Origin of the sequence: Pseudomonas sp. CJQ_9, assembly GCF_043106615.1 — a bacterium.
Lineage (GTDB): Bacteria > Pseudomonadota > Gammaproteobacteria > Pseudomonadales > Pseudomonadaceae > Aquipseudomonas > Aquipseudomonas juntendi.
Genome location: NZ_JBICMS010000012.1, coordinates 1 through 14,930, shown reverse-complemented (window position 1 = coordinate 14,930; position 14,930 = coordinate 1). Strand labels below are relative to the sequence as shown.

The window sequence follows — 14,930 nt, the reverse complement described above, 5'->3', positions numbered from 1 at the left end:
TAAAAGGAGAGTTGGCATGTGCAAGCAATACCTGGCAGGGCTGGCACTGACCTGCGTGCTGCCATTGGCGGTGGCCGATGACTACACGGCGACGTACGTGCAGTGCATGGACAAGGCCTCCAGTACGGTGGCCATGAGTGAGTGCATCGGGGCCGAGACGCAGGTGCAGGACCAGCGGTTGAACCGGGTGTACAAGCAACTGATGGGCAAGCTGGATGCCGGGCAGCAGAAAATTTTGCTCGATGTGCAGCGCAAGTGGCTGGCGTACCGCGATGGCAATTGCCAGTTCCATGTACAGGCCAGTGGCGGGACCATGGCGCAGCTGGAGGGTGGTACCTGCATGATGAGCATGACCCGCGACCGCGCGGCGGAGCTGGAGCGGGTGCTTAGCCCGGGGCAGTGAATTGTCTGTACGGGCCTCTTCGCGGGCATGCCCGCTCCCACAGGTGTAGTGTTGGGAGCAACTGTCTTGTATTGCCTGGACTGGCCTCATCGCCGGCAAGCCAGCTCCCACAGGGATTGCGCCAGCTTATGGCTTTTGAGCACGACAGTTGCCCCCCACAGGGATTGCACAGGATGTGAAGTCGATGCGATCGAGGTGGGAGCTGGCTTGCCTGCGATGGGGCGCGAAGCGACCCTGGTTTTACAAGTGTGGCTGGCGCAGTGCCCGGGCCTTGAGGTACTCGCGCACTTCCACAGCATCCCCGGCAAACTCGATGCGCTCGGCCTTGGCGGCCCGCTGGTAGGCATACATCGGGTCGTAGTACTCGTTCAGCAAACCCTCGATCCAGCCCCGGTGCAGGTCCACCGCGCCGCTGCGCTGCTGTTCTGCCAGGGCCAGGCGCAGAATTTCCGATAGCCGTTGGTAGCGTTCGCCACCCAGGCGCTTGTGGATGTTGGCCATGCTCTGCAGCATGCGCTCGGCAAACAAGCGGCGACCGTCTTCCTCGCCATGCACGGCCACAAACTCGGCACTCAGGTTGATCACATAGTCGCGAAGAATGCGCGCCACGCGGTTAGCGAAGCTGTCCTCCAGCCACACCAGCGGATACCGCTGCATGCCTTGGTACAACTCCAGCGGCAACGTGCAACTGCCGACAATGCGGCCTTCATCTTCCAGCACGAACTGCTCGACCCCTCGGGCACGCTTCTTCAGCACATCGATGGCCAACTGGTTCTCGAAATCGATCTGCGCCGGCTGCGCTGTGGCGCGCTTGCCGAAGCTGGAGCCGCGGTGATTGGCGTGGCCTTCCAGGTCGAGCACGTTGTCCAGTTGCTGCAGCACATCGGTCTTGCCGGTGCCGGTCAGGCCGCCGACCAGCACGAAATCGCATTGGGCCACCGCCTGTTGGGTCGTCCCCAGCAGATAGTTACGCATGGCCTTGTAGCCACCTTTGACGCGTGGGTACTGGATGCCCGCTTCATCGCGCAGCCAGCCCTGCACGATCTGCGAGCGCAGGCCGCCCCGGAAGCAGTACAGGTAGCCCTCGGGATGCGCCTGGGTAAAGGCTACCCAGGCTTGCAGGCGGGCCTGCTTGGTAGCACCGCTGACCAACTGGTGGCCCAGCGCGATGGCGGCGGCCTGGCCCTGTTGCTTGAAGCAGGTGCCGACCTTCTGCCGTTCCTGGTCGTTCATCAGCGGCAGGTTGAGCGCGCCAGGGAAGGCGCCCTTGGCGAATTCGACCGGCGCGCGCATGTCCATCATCGGCACGTCGTCGAGGAACAGCTGGCGAAAATCGGTGCAGTCGGGGCGCATCAGATCACCTCGACCGCATGGCTCTGTCGCTCGACCAGCTTGCCGATCGGAGACAGTTTCAGGCCCAGTTCGGCGGCCACCGCCAGGAACTCTGCTTCACCTTCCGGGGTAACTGCCACCAGCAGGCCACCGCTGGTTTGCGGGTCGCACAGCAGGTGCTTCTGGTCGTCGCTGAGCGTACCGATCTTGTGCCCGTAGCTGTCGTAGTTGCGCAGGGTGCCGCCGGGGATGCAACCCTCGGCCAGGTAGTGGTCGACACTGGGCAGGCGCGGTACAGCGGCGTAGTCCAGGTGCGCGGTAAGGCCGCTGCCTTCTGCCAGTTCGACCAGGTGGCCGAGCAGGCCGAAGCCGGTGACGTCGGTCATGGCCTTGACCCCGTCCAGCTTGCCAAAGCGGCTGCCGGGGGTATTGAGGGTGCACATCCAGTCACGGGCCAGCCCTTGGTCCTGCGCGCGCAGCTTGGCCTTTTTTTCGGCAGTGGTGAGGATGCCGATGCCCAGTGGCTTGGTCAGGTACAGCTGGCAGCCGGCGCTAGCGGTGTCGTTGCGCTTGAGGTGGCGCTTGCTGACCACGCCGGTGACAGCCAGGCCGAAGATGGGCTCGGGAGCGTCGATGGAGTGGCCGCCGGCCAGAGGAATACCGGCTTCAGCGCACACGGCACGGCCACCGCGGATGACTTCGCGGGCGACTTCCGGTGGCAGCACGTTGACAGGCCAGCCAAGGATGGCGATGGCCATCAGCGGGTCGCCGCCCATGGCATAGATGTCGCTGATGGCGTTGGTGGCGGCGATCCGACCGAAGTCATAGGGGTCATCGACGATCGGCATGAAGAAGTCGGTGGTCGAAACCACGCCACGGTCGTCGTCCAGTGCGTATACCGCGGCATCATCGCGTGAGGCGTTGCCGACCCACAGTTTCGGGTCCAGGGCCTGGGTGCCGCTTTCAGCGAGGATCACGTCCAGCACCTTGGGGGAGATCTTGCAGCCACAGCCGGCACCGTGGCTGTACTGGGTCAGGCGAATCGGCTCGCTCATGCGTACCTCAGCAGGTCAATTTGTTGCGCGATTGTAGCAAAGCTGGCCTTTGCGCCTGTGCCTCTTATAATTCCTTGGGCCAGCTGCGAGCTTCAAGCTTCAAGCTTCAAGCTTCAAGCAAAAGCAAAAGCAAAAGCCACATGCAGGCTGCTTTTGCTTGCAGCTTGCAGCTTGCAGCTTGCGACTTGCGACTTGCAGCCTCTTTTCCCCGCCATTGAACCGGAGAACACCCCATGCTCAAACGCCCCCTGGCGCTCGCCGCTGGCCTTGTGCTGTCCTGCTGTGCCGTTGTCGTGCAGGCCGCTGAAACTTTGCGGGTCAGCGCCATCCCCGACGAAGCACCCACCGAACTGCAGCGCAAGTTCAAGCCGTTGGGCGAGTACCTAGCCAAGCAGTTGGGCATGGAAGTGAAATTCGTGCCGGTGGCCGATTACCCGGCTGTGGTCGAGTCGCTGGCTTCCGACCGCCTCGACCTGGCCTGGCTGGGTGGGTTCACCTTCGTCCAGGTACACCTGAAGGACCCGACCGTCACGCCGTTGGTGCAGCGTGAGCAGGATGCGCAGTTCACCTCCAAGTTCATCACCGCCGACCCCAACGTGAAAAGCCTGGCCGACCTGAAGGGCAAGTCGTTTGCCTTCGGCTCCATCTCGTCCACGTCGGGGAGCCTGATGCCGCGCTACTTCATGCTTAAGCAAGACAACATCAAGCCTGAGGACTACTTCAGTCGTGTGGCCTATTCCGGTGCCCATGACGCCACCGTGGCGTGGGTGCAGGCGGGCAAGGTCGACGCAGGTGTGCTCAATGCCAGCGTCTGGCAGAAGCTGGTGGACGCCGGCAAGGTCGATACCAGCAAGGTGAAGGTATTTGCCACCACCCCGACCTATTTCGACTACAACTGGACCGTGCGCGGCAACATGGACCCGGCGCTGAAAGAGAAGATCAAACAGGCCTTCCTCGCCCTCGACCCGGCCAACCCGGCGCACAAGGCGATTCTCGACCTGCAGGCCGCCAGCCGCTTCATCGAGACCAAGGCCGAGAACTACGTGGGCACCGAGCAAGCGGCGCGTGAGGCCGGCCTGCTCAAGTGACAGCCTCGAACGCAGCCATCCACCTGCATGGCGCCGGCCTGCGCCACGGCCAGGTGCGCGCACTCGATGCGGTCAACCTGCAGATCGACCACGGCGAGCGCGTGGCCATCATCGGGCCTTCGGGCGCGGGCAAGTCCAGCTTGCTGCACCTGATGGCCACAGCCGTGCGGCCTGACAGCGGGCGCCTAGAACTGCTCGGCGAGCAGCCCTGGGCGTTGTCGGTACGGGCGCGTCAACGCTTGCGTGCGCGGGTCGGCCTGGTACACCAGGCGCCACCCTTGCCGCCGCGCCAGCGCGTGGTCACGGCAGTGCTGGCAGGGCGCCTGGGGCAGTGGGGGCTGTCACGCGGCTTGTTCAACCTGCTGTACCCCAGCGATGTTGCGGGCGCTCGGCAGGTTCTGGCTGAGCTGGGCCTGGCCGACAAGCTGTTCGTGCAATGTGGGCAACTGTCCGGCGGGCAGTTGCAACGGGTCGGTATCGCGCGCGCGTTGTATCAACGGCCGCAGGTGCTGCTCACCGACGAACCCGTGTCGGCCATGGACCCGGTGCTGGCCGACCACAGCCTGGCCTTGCTCAACCGCCACGCCCAGCGCCATGGCGTGACCCTGGTGGCCAGCCTGCATGCGGTGGAGCTGGCGCTGGCGCATTTCCCTCGGGTGGTCGGTATTCGCGAGGGGCAGGTGGCGTTCGACTGCCCGGCCACTGCGGTTACCAGGCAGATGCTGGATGCACTGTACGCCAACGAACACCTGGCTTCGCCGCCAGCCCCTGGGGCACCCCTGACCGTGCAGATTCCGCGATGCTGAAAGCCAGCACCCGCGACCCGGCCTTATTGCCGCGGTTGCTGCTGGCCGTGCTGGCTGTGGCAGTCCTGTGGCCGGGTATACGGTTGAGCGAGCTGAACCCCGGTGTGCTGCTGCAGGCAGAGAACCGGCAGCAGATCGCCCAGTTCACCCGCGCGTTCTGGCCACCGGCCCACGACGCCGATTTTCTTGCATTGCTGTACGACGCCACGTTGCAGACCTTGGCCGTGGCGACTGCCGGCATGGCGCTGGCATTGCTGCTGGCAATCCCGGCTGGCTTGCTGGCCAGCCGGGCGTTGTCGTTGCGCGCTGCATCCAGGGGCGGACGGGCCGGGTTAGGGTCACGGGTGGTACGCCTGCCTGTGCGCGGGGTGCTGATTTTCCTGCGCAGCGTGCCCGAGATTGTCTGGGCGTTGCTGTTCGTGCGTGCGGTGGGGTTGGGGCCGACGGCAGGGGTACTGGCCATTGCCATCACCTACAGCGGCATGCTCGGCAAGGTCTATGCCGAGATTTTCGAATCGGTCGACCAGCGCCCGGCACATGCCTTGTTGCAGGCGGGCAGCGGGCGCTTGGCTGCGTTCCTCTACGGCATCCTGCCCAATGCCGCCGCCGAGGTGGTGTCGTACACCGTGTACCGCTGGGAATGCGCGGTACGGGCGTCGGTGGTGATGGGCTTTGTTGGCGCCGGGGGGCTGGGGCAGCAAATCGACCTGTCGATGCGCATGTTTGCAGGTGCCGAGGTCGCCAGCATGCTGCTGACCTTCCTGTTGCTGGTGATCCTGGCCGACCTGCTCAGCCGCTTGCTGCGTTGGAGGTTGGCGTGAACCGGGTGATCAACCTGCTACTGCTGGGGGGCATCGTGGCGGCGGTAGCGGCCTCGTTTGCCTACCTGCAGCTGGACTTGCACGCGCTGGTCGGCAATGGCGGCCTGGGGCAGATGGGCGAATACGCCGGGCGCTTCCTGCACCCTGACTGGTCTGCCGGGCACCTGAAGGCGGTATGGCGCGGCGCGCTGGAGACCCTGGCCATGTCCGGGCTGGGCACCCTGTTGGCGATGGTGTTTGGGCTGCTGCTGGCGCTGCCGGCGGCGGGCCGCTTCGGGTGGCCATTGCAGGGCGCCGCGCGGTTGCTGCTCAATGCCCTGCGCGCCATTCCGGAGCTGGTGTGGGCGGCGCTCACCGTGCTGGCTGCCGGGCTTGGGCCCAATGCCGGCACCCTGGCCCTGGCGCTGCACACTGCCGGGGTACTGGGGCGGTTGTTTGCCGAGGCGCTGGAGAACGCGCCGCCAGAGCCTGCGGCGGCGATCCGTTTGCAGGGGGGGAGCCAGGTGGCGGCCTTCTGCTTTGGCACCTTGCCCAATGTGTGGCCGCAGTTGCTGGCGTACAGCTTGTACCGCTGGGAGAACAACATTCGCATGGCCAGCGTGCTGGGGTTTGTCGGGGCGGGGGGGCTGGGGCAGATGCTGTACACCACCTTGAGCCTGTTCCAGGAAGCCCAGGCCAGCACGGTGATCCTTGGCATGCTGGTGCTGGTGTTGCTGGTGGACCTGCTCAGTGATGTGTTGCGCCAGCGTTATGTGCGGGCCTGACCGATAGCCAGGGCCGCAAGGCAGCCCGAAAATCCATCAGGCTCCCACAACCTCGCCACACTGCGCCTCGCGCTGCATCGATTCCAGGTTGCGCTCGATCGTCTCGCAAATGGTGTCCATCTGAATCTGGTGCTCACTGAACCTGAACGGGCTCTGCAAGTCGGTACCGATCCGCTCGATGGCCAGCAACATGAACCCCACCACTGTCGAGGCCAGCGGTGTGAACCAGCCCAGCGACTCCACCAGGCCCACGGGCACGATCAGGCAGAACAAGGTGATGAACAGGCGCGGAAAATACACATAAGGGTACGGCAGCGGCGTATTGGCAATCCGTTCCATGCCGCCCTGGGCATTGGACAGGTCCACCAGGGTGGCCTCCAGCCGCGCCAGGCGAATGCTGTCCAGCCGCCCGGCCTGGTATTCCCGGGCCAGCAAGGCCGCCGAGCCGCTGAGGATGTCGTTGGCGAAGTTGTTCGAGCGGTTGCGCCGTTCGAACTCCGCCGGCGGGATAAAAGCCATCAGTTCCTCCGGGCAGGGTTCACCTTTCAGGTGGGCCGCCAGGCAGTTCACATAGGCGATATGCCGTCGCAGCAGGGTGGCCTTGACCGGGTTCAGGCCGTCGACCGTGTCATCGATCAGGGTCAGCGTCTGCCGGGCAAAACTGCGCGAGCTGTTCACCAGCGCGCCCCATAACGTGCGTGCTTCCCACCAGCGGTTGTAGGCACTGCTGTTGCGAAAGCTCACCAGCACCACCAGCGCCGAACCCAGCAGGGTCAGTGGGATCAGCGGCAAGGTGAACTTGCTGTTGAAGAACAGCATGAAGTCGATGGTGACCAGCACATCCCAGATCAGCAGCCAGAACAGCGACCAGCCGATATAGCCGATGGTCTTCACCACCAGGCGGTACTTGCGGGCGATGACGTTTTTCACGCGAGAGTACCTCGAAACGCGGGGGGATGCAGGATGGGACGTCGAGGGGCGCCGAAGGTTCGCCATCCTTGAGCGGGTGTATCCATAAGGATACGATTGGGTGGCCACTTGATGATGCCGAATGGTTTCAAGCCCAGCTGTGGATAGACAGCAGGCCGGCGGTGTTGTGATCAAAGCATGGCACTCGGGCCTCCCGAGCGCAGGCTCAAATCCCGCGCAGGCCCTGTAGGAGCGGGTTTACCCGCGAAGAGGCCATCAGCCTCACATCATAGGCCGCTTTCCATCCAGCACCGCGCCCCGATTCACGGCTTGGCGGCCACCGCCACGTAGCCTTTGACCGCGGCCGGCCCCCTCGGCTTGGCCTTGTGCGCCAACAGGTACTGATAGCGCCGCCACTCCTTGTCGATCTCGTTGAACGACATGAATACGCTGATGCGTTCCTTGCCGATCAGGTCGGGGCGCCTGCCAGCGTCGATCTCGCTGGTCGGGATGATGGCCACGTTGATGCCCACGACCTTGCCATCGTCGGCAAACACCGGCCCACCCGACATGCCTTTGGTGATCGGGCCATCGTGTACCGAGTAGAAGACACTGCCAGGCGTACCTTCCAGCCGAACCAGCGACGGCAGGGCATGGCCCTTGCCTTGCATCGGCATCATCAAGCTGTTGTAGCCGACCGCCGTCACGGCCTCGCCCGGCACATACTGGCGCCAGCCCGGTACCGTCGCAGCCTTGTGCTTGAAGAACACCACATCACCGAGGCCTTCGTGAACCACGTTGGGCAGGAAGGGGGTGTGTTTGGCGGTTACTGCGTAATCCTCGTTCCACTGGATGGCGCTGGCCATCAGCAGCATTGGCAGCGGAGCACCGGAGGTGACCACGAATGCCTGGCTGTAGACGGGATCGGAAACGTACGACGTTGGCACTCCATTGCACCCACCCAGCAGCATCATTGCTGCCACACAGGGCGCTATAGCTTTCATGGTTCACACAGGATTGAGGGGAAGGGTGCGCAACTATGGCTAAGTGCCATTATTCGGACAATGCTTTCGTGATATATCCGACGAATGACAGCTTAAGTGCTAATCAGAAGGGTAGCCAATAGAATCGGGGTATCGGGGTGAGGCCCGGCGCCGTGGCGGTGGCGTCAAGACGAGGGGTAGTTTTGCGAGGCGAAAAAAAACCGACCATACGGTCGGTTTTTTCCGGATTTTGGTGCCCCGAGGGAGACTCGAACTCCCACTCCTTTCGAAAACGGATTTTGAATCCGCCGCGTCTACCAATTCCGCCATCAGGGCGTGTGGCGCGCAGTATAGAGAGCTGCCGCTGGTCGGTCAATCGGCTTTCATGGTCAATTTTCACACATTGGGCTAAACTTCCCGGCCCTGCCGAACCGAACATCATCATGCGCGTCGCCGATTTTTCCTTCGAACTCCCCGATTCCCTGATCGCCCGCCACCCACTGGCCGAGCGCCATGGCAGCCGTCTGCTGGTCCTCGATGGGCCGAGCGGCGTGCTGGCACACCGGCAATTCCCCGATTTGCTCGAGTACCTGCGCCCCGGCGACCTGATGGTGTTCAACAACACCCGGGTCATTCCGGCCCGCTTGTTCGGCCAGAAAGCGTCTGGCGGTAAGCTGGAAGTGCTGGTCGAACGCGTGCTCGACAGCCACCGGGTGCTGGCTCACGTAAGGGCCAGCAAGGCGCCGAAAGAGGGCGCGGTCATCCTCATCGATGGCGGTGGCGAGGCCGAAATGGTCGCCCGCCACGACACACTGTTCGAGCTGCGCTTCACCGAAGAGGTGCTGCCACTGCTCGACCGCGTCGGGCACATGCCGTTGCCGCCCTATATCGACCGCCCCGACGAGGGCGCCGACCGTGAGCGCTACCAGACCGTCTACGCCCAGCGTGCCGGTGCAGTGGCCGCGCCCACCGCCGGTCTGCACTTCGATGAAGCGCTGCTGGAAAAAATTGCCGCCAAGGGCGTGGAACGCGCCTTCGTCACCCTGCACGTGGGCGCTGGCACGTTCCAGCCGGTGCGTGTCGACAAGATCGAAGACCACCATATGCACAAAGAGTGGCTCGAAGTGAGCCAGGAGGTGGTCGATGCCATCACGGCCTGTCGCGCTCGCGGTGGCCGGGTGATCGCCGTGGGCACCACCAGCGTGCGTTCGCTGGAAAGTGCCGCGCGCGACGGCGTGCTCAAGGCGTTCAGCGGCGATACGGATATTTTCATCTACCCAGGTCGGCCGTTCCATGTGGTCGACGCGCTGGTCACCAACTTCCACCTGCCGGAGTCCACGCTGCTGATGCTGGTCTCGGCCTTCGCCGGCTACCCCGAGACCATGGCCGCCTATGCCGCGGCGGTGGAGCAGGGGTACCGCTTCTTCAGTTACGGTGATGCCATGTTCATCACCCGCAATCCGGCGCCACGCGGCCCCGAGGATCAAGCATGAGTCGCACCTGTCGAATGTCCTTCGAACTGCTGGCCACCGACGGCAAGGCCCGTCGCGGTCGCATCACTTTCCCTCGTGGCACCGTGGAAACCCCGGCGTTCATGCCGGTGGGCACCTATGGCACTGTCAAGGGCATGCTGCCACGCGATATCGAGGCCATTGGCGCCGAGATGATCCTTGGCAACACCTTCCACCTGTGGTTGCGCCCCGGCACCGAGGTGATCAAGAAGCACAACGGCTTGCACGATTTCATGCAGTGGAAGGGCCCGATCCTCACCGACTCCGGTGGTTTCCAGGTGTTCAGCCTGGGCGCCATGCGCAAGATCAAGGAAGAGGGTGTGACCTTCGCCTCGCCGGTCGATGGCTCCAAGGTGTTCATGGGCCCGGAAGAGTCGATGCAGGTCCAGCGTGACCTGGGGTCGGACGTGGTGATGATCTTCGACGAGTGCACCCCGTACCCGGCCGAGCACGATGTCGCGCGCACCTCCATGGAGCTGTCGCTGCGCTGGGCCCAGCGCTCGAAGAACGCCCACGCCGACAACACCGCCGCGCTGTTCGGCATTGTTCAGGGTGGCATGTACCAGGACCTGCGCATGCGCTCGCTCGAAGGCCTGGAAAACATCGGCTTCGATGGCCTGGCCATTGGTGGCCTGTCGGTTGGCGAGCCTAAGCACGAAATGATCAAGGTGCTGGATTACCTGCCTGACCAGATGCCGGCTGACAAACCTCGTTACCTTATGGGGGTAGGCAAACCGGAAGATCTCGTTGAGGGTGTGCGCCGCGGCGTCGACATGTTCGACTGCGTGATGCCAACGCGCAACGCGCGCAACGGGCATCTGTTTGTCGATACAGGGGTGATCAAGATCCGCAATGCGTTCCATCGCCACGATGAATCGCCGCTGGATCCGACCTGTGACTGCTACACCTGCACCAACTTCTCGCGCGCCTATCTGCACCATTTGGACAAGTGCGGCGAAATGCTGAGCAGCATGCTGAATACCATCCACAACTTGCGCCATTACCAGCGCTTGATGGCCGGTTTACGCGAGGCCATTCATCAGGGTAAATTGGCCGCCTTTGTCGACGCCTTCTACGCCAAGCGCGGGCTTCCTGTGCCGCCCTTGGACTGACTGTCTGCATCCATTATTAGAAAATTACATTAGGAGTGCCCAATGAGCTTCTTGATCCCCGCCGCATACGCGGACGCTGCAGCACCTGCCGCCGGCCCAGCCGGTACCGGCTTCGAGTGGATTTTCCTGGTCGGTTTCCTGGTCATCTTCTACCTGATGATCTGGCGCCCACAGGCCAAGCGCGCCAAAGAGCAGAAGAACCTGCTGAGCAACTTGCAAAAAGGTGACGAAGTTGTCACCAACGGCGGTATCGCCGGCAAGATCGTCAAGGTTTCCGATGACTTCGTGGTACTGGAAGTGTCCGACACTGTCGAACTGAAGTTCCAGAAGGGCGCCATTGCTGCGACCCTGCCAAAAGGTACGCTCAAGGCTATCTGAGTTACCGGTTTTATTTTCCAGTCGGGGCGCGCAACGCGCCCCGCGTCTTGAACGGGCGGCGTGATGCTGAACAAATACCCTCTGTGGAAATATGCACTGATCGTGCTGGTACTGGTGGTCGGTTTCATTTATTCCGCACCCAACCTTTACCCGGACGACCCGGCGGTGCAGATCAGTGGTGCCAGCTCGGCGCTGCAGGTGAACCAGGCCGACCTCGACCGCGTCAGCAAGGCGTTGGTCGATGCCAAGATCGCAGTCAAGGGCACCAGCCTGGGCGAGAAGGGCAGCGGGCTGATCCGCCTGACCAACCAGGAAGACCAGCTGCCGGCCAAGGATGTGGTACGCAAGGCGCTGGGCGATGATTACGTCGTGGCCCTGAACCTGGCCCAGACGACCCCGCAATGGCTGCGCAACCTGGGTGCAAGCCCGATGAAGCTGGGCCTGGACCTGTCCGGTGGTGTGCACTTCCTGCTGGAAGTGGACATGGACAAGGCCATGAGCGCCCGCATGAAAGTCTACGAAGGCGAGGTCAAGACCTTGCTGCGTAAAGAGCGTGTGCGCTACCGCAGCCTGCCTCAGCAGGATGGTGGCATCATGCTGGGCTTTGCTGACGATGCAACCCGCGAACAGGCGCGTGCCCTGATCCGCAAGAATTTCAATGACTTCGAGCTGACCACCACCGAGCGCAACGACCTTGCGGTGCTGCGCCTGGCGCTGACCCAGGCGAAGGTCGCCGAAATCCGCGAATACTCGATCAAGCAGAACCTCACCACCGTGCGCAACCGCGTCAACGAGCTGGGCGTGGCCGAGCCGCTGGTACAGCGTCAGGGCGCCAACCGCATCGTGGTCGAGTTGCCAGGTGTGCAGGACACTGCCGAAGCCAAACGTATCCTGGGTAAAACCGCCAACCTCGAGTTCCGTTTCGGTGCCGAACCGGGCGCGTCCAAGGCCACTACCGAGGTGTTCGAGTTCCGCGAAGGCGGCCGGTCCGCTGCGGTCGAGCGTGGGCTGATCATTACCGGTGACCAGGTTACCGACGCCCAGGCAAGCTTCGATGAACACGGCCGCCCACAGGTGAATATTCGCCTGGATGGCCACGGTGGCGAGCTGATGAGCCGCGCTACCCGCAGCAACGTTGGCCGTAGCATGGCGGTGATCTTCATCGAGCAGAAGCCGGTTACCCGCTACGTCAAGCAAACCGTCGACGGCGTCGAGAAAGACGTGGCCGTGCAAAGCTTCGTCGAAGAGAAGAAAATCATCAGCCTGGCCACCATCCAGTCGCCGCTGGGTAGCCAGTTCCGCATCACCGGCCTCAACGGCCAGGGCGAATCGTCCGAGCTGGCGCTGTTGCTGCGTGCCGGTGGTCTGGCTGCACCGATGTACTTCGCAGAAGAACGTACTATCGGCCCAAGCCTGGGTGCCGACAACATCACCAAGGGTATCGATGCATCGCTGTGGGGCATGCTGTTCGTCTCGCTGTTCATCATCGCCATCTACCGTGGTTTCGGCGTGATCGCCACCGTCGCCCTGGCGGGCAACATGGTGCTGCTGCTGGCACTGATGTCGCTGCTGGGGGCCACCCTGACCCTGCCAGGCATTGCCGGTATCGTGTTGACCATGGGTATGGCGGTAGACGCCAACGTGCTGATCTTCTCGCGCATACGCGAAGAGCTGAAGGCCGGCATGTCGGTCCAGCGCGCCATCCACGAAGGTTTCAACCGCGCCTATACCGCGATCATCGACGCCAACCTGACCAGCCTGCTGGTCGGCGGCATCCTGTTCGCCATGGGTACCGGCCCGGTCAAGGGCTTTGCGGTCACCATGTCCCTCGGGATTTTCACCTCGATGTTCACCGCCGTCATGGTGACCCGCGCAATGGTCAACCTGACCTGTGGCGGGCGTGACATCAAGAAGCTGTGGGTTTGAGGGAGCTGCGATGAAAACCATCAACTTCATGGGCGTGCGCAATGTCGCGTTCGCCATTACCGTGCTCCTCACCGTGCTGGCGCTGTTCAGCTGGTGGCAGAAAGGCCTGAACTTCGGCCTGGACTTCACCGGTGGTACGCTGATCGAGCTGACCTACGAGCGCCCGGCAGACCTCAAGGCGGTACGCGCCGAGCTGGTCGACTCCGGTTTCCACGAGGCCGTGGTGCAGAGCTTTGGTGCTACCACCGACTTGTTGGTGCGTATGCCGGGCGATGACCCGCAACTGGGCAACAAGGTAGCTGCCGCACTGCAGAAGGCAGGCGGTGACAACCCGGCCACGCTCAAGCGCGTCGAGTTCGTTGGCCCGCAGGTGGGTGAAGAACTGCGCGACCAGGGTGGCATGGGCATGCTGCTGGCGCTGGGCGGCATCCTCATCTACCTGGCTTTCCGCTTCCAGTGGAAGTTCGCGGTGGGGGCGATCGTCTCGCTGATTCACGACGTGGTGGTTACGCTGGGTATCCTGTCGTTCTTCCAGATCACCTTCGACCTGACGGTGTTGGCGGCAGTGCTGGCGATCATCGGCTACTCGCTGAACGACACCATCGTCGTGTTCGACCGGGTGCGGGAGAACTTCCGCGTCATGCGCAAGGCATCGTTGATCGAGAACATCAACGTGTCCACCACCCAGACCTTGCTGCGTACCATCGCCACCTCGGTTTCGACCTTGCTGGCCATCGCGGCGCTGTTGTTCTTCGGTGGTGACAACCTGTTCGGCTTCTCGCTGGCCTTGTTCATCGGGGTGCTGGCAGGTACCTACTCGTCGATCTACATCGCCAACGTGGTATTGATCTGGCTGAACCTGAACAGTGAAGACCTGATCCCGCCGACCAAGGCAGAAGGCGTGGACGATCGTCCGTAACGGGTAGCTCAACACCGCCTGGCGGTGCAAAAGGCGCGAGTATTGAACTCGCGCCTTTTTTTTTGCTCCAAGGCTGGGAGAAGCGCGGGTTGCGACCCGCTGGTACGATCAGGAGGTTGACGTGAATAAATCAATGCTGGTGGGTGCGGTACTGGGTGCTGTCGGTGTGACTGCCGGAGGTGCTGTCGCGACCTACAGCTTGGTCAACAAGGGGCCTGAATATGCCCAGGTCACCGACGTGCAGCCGATCAAGCAGCAGGTGAAGACCCCGCGTGAAGTGTGCAAGGAGGTTGCCGTAACGCGCCAGGCGCCGGTCAAGGACCAGCACCAGATCGCCGGCACCGTGGTAGGCGCCCTGGCGGGCGGCTTGCTCGGCAACCAGATTGGTGGCGGCACCGGTAAGAAGATCGCCACCGTCGCCGGTGCGGTGGGTGGTGGTTATGCCGGTAACAAGGTGCAGGAAGGCATGCAGCAGCGTGACACCTACACCACCACGCAAACCCGCTGCAATACGGTCAACGACGTCAGTGAGAAGGTGGTGGGGTACAACGTGAAGTACACCCTGGGTGATCAGGTAGGTCAGGTGAAGATGGACCGCGAGCCAGGGTCGACCATTCCGGTGGACAAGAACGGCAAGCTGATCCTGAGCGAAGCTGGCCAGTAAAGCCAGGCGTGGTTTGCTTTGTGTAGGGGCGGCTTTAGCCGCGAATGCGGCAGTGGCGGCAACGGTGAATGCCCAGGAAATCCCGGCGGCAGGCCCGGCCACTTCGCGGGTGAACCCGCTCCTACATCGGGCGTTGCCGCCCCGCAGATAAGTGCCCACCACTGCCCCATGTAGGAGCGGCTTTAGCCGCGAATGCGGCAGTGGCGGCAACGGTGAATGCCCAGGAAATCTCGCCAGCAGGCCCGGCCCCTTCGCGGGT

15 protein-coding genes and 1 tRNA gene are annotated in these 14,930 nt (G+C 63.0%); 11 read left to right on the top strand and 5 right to left on the bottom strand.

What is annotated here, in order from left to right:
* Window positions 1-16: 16 nt before the first annotated feature.
* Window positions 17-403, top strand: a complete 387-nt coding sequence (locus tag ACF8SD_RS01820; protein WP_392483459.1) for a lysozyme inhibitor LprI family protein — start codon at window positions 17-19, stop codon at window positions 401-403.
* 240 nt (window positions 404-643) lie between these two features.
* On the opposite strand, the gene mnmH is transcribed toward ACF8SD_RS01820, so the two are convergent.
* Both mnmH and selD read right to left on the bottom strand, forming a co-directional pair.
* Window positions 644-1,756: a tRNA 2-selenouridine(34) synthase MnmH gene (gene mnmH / locus ACF8SD_RS01815; RefSeq protein ID WP_173887640.1), complete on the bottom strand. Its 1,113-nt coding sequence runs from the start codon at window positions 1,754-1,756 to the stop codon at window positions 644-646.
* Entirely contained in the window at window positions 1,756-2,790 is a 1,035-nt protein-coding gene (selD, locus tag ACF8SD_RS01810; RefSeq protein WP_392483458.1) for a selenide, water dikinase SelD, read from the bottom strand. The genes mnmH and selD overlap by 1 nt, the downstream gene beginning before the upstream one ends.
* A gap of 233 nt (window positions 2,791-3,023) precedes the next feature.
* Between selD and ACF8SD_RS01805 the strand changes: the two genes are divergently transcribed.
* From ACF8SD_RS01805 to phnE, 4 genes are read left to right on the top strand one after another with little or no spacing between them, the layout of a single operon-like run.
* Window positions 3,024-3,878, top strand: a complete 855-nt coding sequence (locus tag ACF8SD_RS01805) for a putative selenate ABC transporter substrate-binding protein (protein ID WP_054906265.1) — start codon at window positions 3,024-3,026, stop codon at window positions 3,876-3,878.
* Window positions 3,875-4,684, top strand: coding sequence for a phosphonate ABC transporter ATP-binding protein (locus tag ACF8SD_RS01800; RefSeq protein WP_173887642.1), 810 nt, complete (start codon window positions 3,875-3,877; stop codon window positions 4,682-4,684). The genes ACF8SD_RS01805 and ACF8SD_RS01800 overlap by 4 nt, the downstream gene beginning before the upstream one ends.
* The gene (locus tag ACF8SD_RS01795; RefSeq protein ID WP_054890553.1) at window positions 4,678-5,505 is read left to right on the top strand and encodes an ABC transporter permease; all 828 of its coding nucleotides are present in this window, start codon (window positions 4,678-4,680) and stop codon (window positions 5,503-5,505) included. Before ACF8SD_RS01800 ends, ACF8SD_RS01795 begins: the two co-directional genes overlap by 7 nt.
* Entirely contained in the window at window positions 5,502-6,269 is a 768-nt protein-coding gene (gene phnE, locus ACF8SD_RS01790) for a phosphonate ABC transporter, permease protein PhnE (protein WP_392483457.1), read from the top strand. Before ACF8SD_RS01795 ends, phnE begins: the two co-directional genes overlap by 4 nt.
* Before the next feature lie 36 nt (window positions 6,270-6,305).
* Here phnE and ACF8SD_RS01785 read toward each other — a convergent pair whose 3' ends face one another.
* The 3 genes from ACF8SD_RS01785 to ACF8SD_RS01775 form a co-directional block, all read right to left on the bottom strand.
* On the bottom strand, window positions 6,306-7,199 hold the full coding sequence (locus tag ACF8SD_RS01785; protein WP_392483456.1) for a bestrophin family protein: 894 nt from the start codon (window positions 7,197-7,199) through the stop codon (window positions 6,306-6,308).
* Window positions 7,200-7,501: 302 nt separating this feature from the next.
* Window positions 7,502-8,149: a trypsin-like peptidase domain-containing protein gene (locus ACF8SD_RS01780; RefSeq protein ID WP_173891645.1), complete on the bottom strand. Its 648-nt coding sequence runs from the start codon at window positions 8,147-8,149 to the stop codon at window positions 7,502-7,504.
* Between the two features lie 263 nt (window positions 8,150-8,412).
* A tRNA-Leu gene (locus tag ACF8SD_RS01775) sits at window positions 8,413-8,497 on the bottom strand.
* Window positions 8,498-8,604: 107 nt separating this feature from the next.
* Here ACF8SD_RS01775 and queA point away from each other — a divergent pair.
* The 6 genes from queA to ACF8SD_RS01745 all read left to right on the top strand — a co-directional run bounded on the left by queA (window position 8,605) and on the right by ACF8SD_RS01745 (window position 14,671).
* Entirely contained in the window at window positions 8,605-9,654 is a 1,050-nt protein-coding gene (queA, locus tag ACF8SD_RS01770) for a tRNA preQ1(34) S-adenosylmethionine ribosyltransferase-isomerase QueA (protein ID WP_392483455.1), read from the top strand.
* Between the two features lie 14 nt (window positions 9,655-9,668).
* Window positions 9,669-10,784: a tRNA guanosine(34) transglycosylase Tgt gene (gene tgt, locus ACF8SD_RS01765; RefSeq protein WP_009682049.1), complete on the top strand. Its 1,116-nt coding sequence runs from the start codon at window positions 9,669-9,671 to the stop codon at window positions 10,782-10,784.
* A 42-nt stretch (window positions 10,785-10,826) separates the two neighbouring features.
* Entirely contained in the window at window positions 10,827-11,162 is a 336-nt protein-coding gene (yajC, locus tag ACF8SD_RS01760) for a preprotein translocase subunit YajC (RefSeq protein ID WP_008092587.1), read from the top strand.
* Window positions 11,163-11,225: 63 nt separating this feature from the next.
* The gene (gene secD / locus ACF8SD_RS01755) at window positions 11,226-13,088 is read left to right on the top strand and encodes a protein translocase subunit SecD (protein WP_173887645.1); all 1,863 of its coding nucleotides are present in this window, start codon (window positions 11,226-11,228) and stop codon (window positions 13,086-13,088) included.
* A gap of 10 nt (window positions 13,089-13,098) precedes the next feature.
* Window positions 13,099-14,007: a protein translocase subunit SecF gene (gene secF / locus ACF8SD_RS01750; protein ID WP_392483454.1), complete on the top strand. Its 909-nt coding sequence runs from the start codon at window positions 13,099-13,101 to the stop codon at window positions 14,005-14,007.
* Between the two features lie 121 nt (window positions 14,008-14,128).
* Complete coding sequence (locus ACF8SD_RS01745) at window positions 14,129-14,671, top strand: glycine zipper 2TM domain-containing protein (protein ID WP_173887647.1); 543 nt, start codon at window positions 14,129-14,131, stop codon at window positions 14,669-14,671.
* Window positions 14,672-14,930 lie beyond the last annotated feature (259 nt).